Source organism: Acinetobacter sp. MD2(2019) (assembly GCF_035615615.1).
In the GTDB taxonomy this organism is placed as follows: Bacteria; Pseudomonadota; Gammaproteobacteria; order Pseudomonadales; family Moraxellaceae; genus Acinetobacter.
Genome location: NZ_VTDU01000041.1, coordinates 1 through 7,350 on the forward strand (window position 1 = coordinate 1; position 7,350 = coordinate 7,350).

The following is a 7,350-nucleotide window of genomic DNA, read 5'->3' on the forward strand; positions in this document are numbered from 1 at the left end:
ATTGGTAAAGACGGTAGCCTAACGGGTAAAACCACCGATGTTAAGCCAGGAACCGACGTTGTTATTACGGTTAAGGGTGTAGACAAAGGCGGTCAAGTGGTGACAGAAACTGTTAAAACAGTGGTTAAAGACGACGGCACGTATAGTGCAAAATTACCAGAAGGCACCAAAATTGTAGAAGGCTCACCACTGGTTGGCGAATCAGTAAGTACAGACCGCAATGGTAATGCTGTTAAAGGTCCAGGTGAACTTTCGGGTGCAGGTACTATTACTGTTGGAGTCGATAGTCAAGGTAATATTACTGGTAAGGTAATTAATGTTGAACAAAATGCAGAAGTTAAACTTACAATTAAAGGCCAAGACAAAGATGGTAAATCGGTTACTGAAATTGTAAATACAACTGTAGATAATGATGGAAATTATACTGCGCATATTCCTGATAATATTGTAGGTGGTGTCGTAACAGTTAATGCAGAAACAACAGATCGTAATGGAGATCATCCAGTAGATAAAGACATGATTGTTCTGACACCAGAAGATGTCAGAATTATAGATAAGAGTGTATTTGAAGGTACAACTTTAACTGGCACTATTAGTAATGTTCAAATTGATGGAAAATCTTATGAAATAGGTAAACCTATTACGATAGATGGTGTTGGTAAATTAACGCTGAATGCCGATGGGAAGTATACTTTTGAGCCAAGCCTTAACTACAGTGGTAGTGTTCCTACACTTACATACACAGTAACATCAGGTAACAAAACACAACAGGGTGAGTTGAAAATTGGTGTAAATGCTGTAGCGGATCAACCAAGTGTAGGTCACTTTGATGCTAAACCAACAGATTTAGCATTAAACATTCAACAATGGAAAAATGTTAAACAAATTGAAGGACATGATTTATTAAAGAATGGTGGAAGTGGCGCAGACAGTAAAGACTTAATTGCAGCGATTAATAAGTTACGTGATCATACAACTGATCTGACTACAGATATTAAAAATGATGATAGTCAATTAATTACTGTAGATAAAAATGCAACTACAACTGTTCTAGTAGATACTAATTTACCAACATACGATGCAGTTTATATTTCTGGATTCGTATTCTTGGAGGCAGGTCAAACCTATACTTATAACGGTAAAGGAGATGATAGTGCCACTATTGTGATAGGTGATGATGTATCTTCTTTACACGTAAGCTGGGCGGGTGGTAATAAGACAGGTAGCGATGATTTTAGCGTCACTCAGTCTGGTTTTTATAGTTTCCAATTTTATGCACACAATGCTGCTGGGATAGGAAACTATGATTTTCAGGTCAAAAATAAAAATGGTTCTAAAATGCAATACTACCAAGATGAAGCTGCTATTCAGAAGAGTTTACAAGGAACCAGCTATATTTTAGAGAAATATAATGCGGGTAACGATGGCGATGATCATACTGGTTTTTATCCCGTAAGTCTTGGTTATCAGGGGAAATCTACAGAGGCGATTAAGTTAACTGGTGTTGAGCTCGCTGTCACAGATACAGATGGTTCAGAGTCTTTATCTTTTAGCGTATCAGGTCTACCCGCAGGTGCAGAACTTTCATTTGTTGATTCCAACGGTAAGCCTCACACAATTACTGTAGGAAAAGATGGAGTAGCAACTTATATGCCTGCATCGCCATATGATGGTAGTGCAAAAACATATAGTAACTTTACTTTAACTGTCCATGACAAAACTCAAGAACAGCTAACAGCCAAATTTGAGGTTACATCAACAGAAAAATCTAATGGTGATCACGCATCTTCTACCTTAGAGTTTGCTGTAAAAGTCACGGATACAGCAACCAATGTAACAGATAAGCCTACTGTGGATTTTGATGTAGCATCGTATACTGAAATAACTAAAAATGGTGATTTTAGTGGCGGAGCAGGAGATTCCTCGACAGGTGCATGGAAAAAAACAGGTTCTATCAAAGATTTAGGTCGTGGTATCTTATTTGATCAGGATAATGCAGCTGGTAGTGTCTCTCAAACTTTAGAGAAAGAAATTACTTCTCAATCCAAGTTGGTCTTGGACTTAGCATGGAATAATGGTTGGGATGGTAATAATGATGGTGGTAAGGCAGTGACAGCCACCTTTAGCGTAGCCGGTACTGATGTTCTAAAAATGGTAACATCAGAACCTGTTCCTAACTCAGTTACTTACGAGTCAAATGAAGCAAAACAAAGTGATGCCATTAAGTATGCCGAGATTACTGTTTTAAATGGTGCATCAGTTACGGTAGATGGAATAACTTATACTTCAGGACAAACGTTCAAGATAAAAACGTGGGCTGATGTGTTGAATGATACAAATTATCGTGATGATTCAGGCTATATGGCAGAAAAGTGGACAACCTTAGATGTTGATTTACCTGAAAATTTAGTAGGTAAAACGGGTGATGTGGTTGTTAGTTTTGATGGTACAGATGGTACAGATGATATTGCTGTGGGTGCATTAAAAATTGTTGCCCCAAGTTCAGATGCATTTATTACTGCACATAAAGATGTTGCAACCAAGTTGTTTACAAATGTTAAAATGACTGACAGTAACAATGATATAGATAAAATTAAACTTACATTATCTAATGCAAGTACATCAGATAAACTGTATACCGATAATGGTGTTTTATCGAATGTTTTTGATGTGAAAGGCGAGTCAGGAGCGAATGGTTCTTATGAATTAACAATCACTGAAAAAACAGGTGTTACAGCAACTATTGAACAATGGGAGTCAATTTTATCAGTAACGGGTGTTTATTCTGATTCTGCTGTTGATCATAAATTGTCTGTGGTAGTGATTAATCATGGTGGCGCTGAGTCAGAGACTAAAACGATTGACATTAAAGGGGATGTTACAGCAACCAATGTGACAACTCATTCTGACGTTGATACGCAGGCAACTTTATTTGATGTCTTAACTCAAGCTTCTGATATTGCCGCGACAGCAAAAACAGCGGTCATTGATCATACTGTATCGAAGTTGAACGTTGCTGATTTATTAGTCGCTCATGACACAACAACTTCAGATCAATTGGAGGATGTGTTGGGTGCGCAAACGACAGTGGCAACACATACGACACATACCGAAAACTTGGCTGCACTTATAAGTGTGAATGCAAATACTCACCTTGATGATTTGGTGCAAACACAAACGATGATTGGCTAATTTTTTAAATGAATATTAGCTAAAAAAAGAGCATCTTACTAGTTAAGGTGCTCTTTTTTATATCACAGTCCTATACTAAATAAAGTTGAAACTTTCCATTTTTTTAATGATGAAGAGTACTGCTGAAATTCTGCTCTATATAGGCTACCCAAATATAGTCCTGATTTAAATACAATTGAAAAAATGTGGTCTAGGGTAAAGTCGATTAGGAATAAATTTCGTGTAAAAGATGTTGATGAATTGTTTAAAAAATACTGTGACGATTTATTTCGTAATTAGCTATATCTGATTAGGTGTGCAGTTAAGCGCCTCAAAAATATCAAAGCAGCGCTTTCATACTTTTTGTACCTTGGATTCAATCGAACAAGATCGTAGACAAAGAAAAGAACTAAGTTTTAGTTTTTGCTGATTCAAATTAGTTTTCTGTCTTAGTATTGTAGAAGTCTGCGATGTTGCATGAGTGGCATGGCATTACGAATGGTCTGTTGCTGCTGTAAGTCAAAAGGCACGCTAATTAAGCCTAAACCTTCTGTTTCTACGCTAGCTAGAATGCCACCTTCGCTATTTACTGCGGCTGCATGTCCCCATGTTTGGCGTTTTTCACCATGCCAACCTTGTTGTGCTGCACCTAAAACTTGGCATTGGCTGTCTATGGCACGTGCTTGTAATAAGAGCTGCCAATGTTTTTGACCTGTGGTATAAGTGAATGCAGCAGGCGCAGTCAAAATGTTCGCACCTTGTTGACGCAGGCACAGCGCAAGTTCTGGAAAGCGTAAATCATAACAAATCATTAAGCCAATATGACCAAAAGGTGTTTTGACTACTGTGGTTTCATTGCCCGGTTCGAAATTTTTCGATTCTTGATAACCGCCAACGCCATCACTAACTTGAACATCAAATAAATGAATTTTATCGTAGCGTGCTTGCGTGCCTTCAGGGCTGATACATAAACTTGTGGTACGTACACGGCCATTAGGCACAGGCGTGCCATCTGGACGAAAGGGGCAAGGCAGAGTTCCTGCAACGATCCAAATATTATATTGGTGCGACAATTGTTCAAGACGTTGCTGAAACGATTCAAATTGTTCTGCAGTCTCACGTTGCTTACCTGCGGCAAAACAAATGAAATTTTCAGGTAAAACCAATAAGGAGGATCCCTGTTCTTTACTTTGTTGCAATAATGATTCTACGCTCGCAAAGTTCGCTTCAATGTCATTTTGCGAGTTCATTTGTGCAACAGAAAGTAAAGTCATGGCAAACATCCTTGATTGCTGGGATTATCCGAGGTGAGATTCTGTAGTTTCTTCTTCTAATTGATCTTGCTGTTTTTCGAGTTGTTTTACAAGCGGTTCAAAAATGTTTTGGTTACTTTCATTTAATTTCATTAAGGTTTTGTGTGCATCTAAAACCGTTTTTAGCATCTGGTGCTGGGTGGCATTTTCATCAGACAACATGTGCGAACACACAACCGAATCACCGCAGTCGAGAATAATAAACACCTGCCCAAGGCCCATGCTATTCGCTAAAGTTGTAATATCAGGATTCGTCGACAACATCACTGCTTGAATATTGTGCGCTTGTTTGAGCTTAATACCCAATTTAGCCAGAATACCCAAAATTGTGCTGTCTATAAAAGTTGTTTGAGTCAGATCGACCACAGCACCGACAACGTCGTGTTGCTGTTCAATCTTGCTCAACAATTTGTCTAGACTTATACAAGATTGTGCGCGTACTTCTCCGATAATTTTGAAGAAATACGTACCATCTAAACTTGTATATTCAACATGACCTGTTGACATATATATGCCATTTTTAAAGAAGGATTAGAAATTATCCCATAGTGAAAAAATAGACTCAAGAGGGTGATTGTGTAAATATAATGAAAAAAAAGCTATCATTCTGATTTTAAAATTATTTCACTCTGCATAAACTTAATATAGCAATATCATCGGCCACATGCGCAGGTGCTTTGAAGGTATTAGTTTGTAGTTTTTCAACAAGTTGTTGAAATTGTTCATTTAAGCTGCCATCGAAGGGTTCTAAAGCCCCATCAGAGCAAACAATAAAACGCGAATTTTTGTTTAAAATACACTCAAACTCTTCAACTTCTAAGTCTTCGGTTAGGCCCAAAGGAAAGCTACTGGTGTTTAAAATTTGAGGTGGTTGATGCTCATCAAATAAAATGGCTGGTGGGTAATGTCCTGCACTTGACCAACGTAAATGATGGGTTTCGAAATTTAACACCCCTGTAATCATAGTAATGTGCTTTTCAATATTTTCTTGTAGCAACATGCCATTGAGTTTTTTAATTAGTTCGCGCGGAGTTTTAGAGCGCCCATGAAAGGCGGCCATCCATGAAGTGAGTAGACTGCTTGTCACCCCGTGTCCAGAAACATCAGCCAGATAAAAAATCAGTTCTTTGTCGCTAATTTTCCAATAATCATACCAATCGCCAGACAAATACGCAGAAGGTTGAAAAAAAGAATCTATTTTATAATTAGCAATGTCGATGGGGTCGGGCAACAGTTTCTTTTGCAATAATGCTGCAGAGGGTAGGTCTCGACTATCTTGGTTGCGTTTATATTGTGCATCGATTTTACTTAAGGCAACCACAGGATTACGCGGCAAATCATGCCAAATCCATCCTGCTAAAGCCCCTTGTTGCCACGCTTGAGCAAGTGCGCTACCTTCGTGTTCAAATGCCAACACAATGGTTGGCAGGTTCCACTTTTGTGTTAAAAAATCTTGAACATCTGCAATGGCAATAATGCTTTGATCATAAAGATGAATATCCTCAACATGAATCATTTGTAGACTCGGTAATGCATCTAAAACTTTATCTAGATGCGGGATGGTACGAGTAGGTTGAATGAAATACATAAATGAGAACGTAATCCTGAGAAAACCAATTGAACTAAATTATAACGATTGCTGTCTGTTCATCATCAAGATGTCGGTGCATTATTGATTCAATGGATCATCATCAACAAACGACACCTGATCATCTTTGCCTTGGCGCTGTGCAATTTGGAAATGTTTACGTTGTAAATAAGCATCTCTGATTGCCGCGTAACGATCGCCTTGTAGTGATTGATCAATATCTAATAAGCTGCTGCGTAAATCAATAGCGCCGAGTGCAGCATTCGTCCAATATAAACCTTTATAGTCATCAAAGATATAACGCTGCGGCTGTGCTTCAAGATCAACAATAGAGCCTAAACCATCCCGTACGGTGCTTGGGCCAAAAAATGGTAGCATTAAATATGGACCAGAAGGCATGCCATAATAACCTAATGTCACACCTAAACTTTCCGATTGCTGATCTAAGCCTAAGCGTCGTGCAGGGTCTGCTAAGCCTAATGTTGTTAATGTATTAATGGTAAAGCGGCCCAATGTTTTTAGCGCACGTTTAGGTTTCCACTGTGCAACTTGATTCACTGCATTCCAAGGCTCGCCTAAATTATCTTTAAATCCACGATACGACCCACGAACGTCTTCAGGAATTTTGGTTTGATATTGCACCGCAATTGGACGTAGTACATGTCGATCTAATGCATCATTAAACACAAAAACTTTACGGTTAATTGTTTGTAACGGGTCTTTTACTTCGTCTGGTTGTTCTGCATTGGCGTCTACTTTTAATTTGGTGATGGTTTCATGTGTTATTTCTTTTAAGTGTAAAAATGGCGACGTATGTGTTTTCGTGGTTGTTGTGGTTGTAATTGTACTTGTTTCTGTATCTGCTGTTTGGGTGGATGTTGATACCGCATCATCTGCCGATGCAATACAGCTTAGACTAAGAAGACAAAGCGATGATCCGAAAATAGAAAGTTGATGCATAAAATGCTTCCACAAAATAATAGCGATCTTAATATTGTTTAGTTTATAACATGAAATAAAAGAAAGGTGGATTCGTTAAATAAAATACAGCGTTGAATTGAGGCTTAAAAAAGAAGATAAAAATAGATAAAATAAAAATAATAATAAAAACAGCAAGTTAAAATTTTACTGATTAAGGTTTGAACTTTTGGATAATTAAATTATAAAAAAGGGTTGTGTTGGGATGGGAATGCTGTAGAATGCACATCCATCGGCGGTGATGAGAAATAAAACTTGTTGATAAACAGTTAGTTAGCACGAAGTGTTGGTTTTTGGGTT

The 7,350-nt window shown here is 38.0% G+C and carries 5 protein-coding genes and 1 pseudogene; 2 read left to right on the plus strand and 4 right to left on the minus strand.

Annotated elements, in window-relative coordinates; genetic code table 11:
* A partial coding sequence (locus tag I2F62_RS12630; RefSeq protein ID WP_324627349.1) for a cadherin-like domain-containing protein occupies window positions 1-3,192 on the plus strand: 3,192 nt, incomplete at its 5' end.
* A gap of 147 nt (window positions 3,193-3,339) precedes the next feature.
* Window positions 3,340-3,471: pseudogene (locus I2F62_RS13245) on the plus strand (transposase); the annotation flags it as partial.
* A 149-nt stretch (window positions 3,472-3,620) separates the two neighbouring features.
* On the opposite strand, the gene I2F62_RS12635 reads toward I2F62_RS13245, so the two are convergent.
* The 4 genes from I2F62_RS12635 to I2F62_RS12650 form a co-directional block, all read right to left on the minus strand.
* Window positions 3,621-4,445 carry a carbon-nitrogen hydrolase family protein gene (locus I2F62_RS12635; RefSeq protein ID WP_324627350.1) on the minus strand — a complete coding sequence of 275 codons (825 nt, stop codon included), beginning with the start codon at window positions 4,443-4,445 and terminating at the stop codon, window positions 3,621-3,623.
* Between the two features lie 24 nt (window positions 4,446-4,469).
* On the minus strand, window positions 4,470-4,991 hold the full coding sequence (gigB, locus tag I2F62_RS12640) for an anti-anti-sigma factor GigB (protein WP_324627351.1): 522 nt from the start codon (window positions 4,989-4,991) through the stop codon (window positions 4,470-4,472).
* A gap of 112 nt (window positions 4,992-5,103) precedes the next feature.
* On the minus strand, window positions 5,104-6,072 hold the full coding sequence (gene gigA, locus I2F62_RS12645) for an RsbU family protein phosphatase GigA (RefSeq protein WP_324627352.1): 969 nt from the start codon (window positions 6,070-6,072) through the stop codon (window positions 5,104-5,106).
* Window positions 6,073-6,153: 81 nt separating this feature from the next.
* On the minus strand, window positions 6,154-7,032 hold the full coding sequence (locus I2F62_RS12650; RefSeq protein WP_324627353.1) for a VacJ family lipoprotein: 879 nt from the start codon (window positions 7,030-7,032) through the stop codon (window positions 6,154-6,156).
* Between the last annotated feature and the right edge of the window lie 318 nt (window positions 7,033-7,350).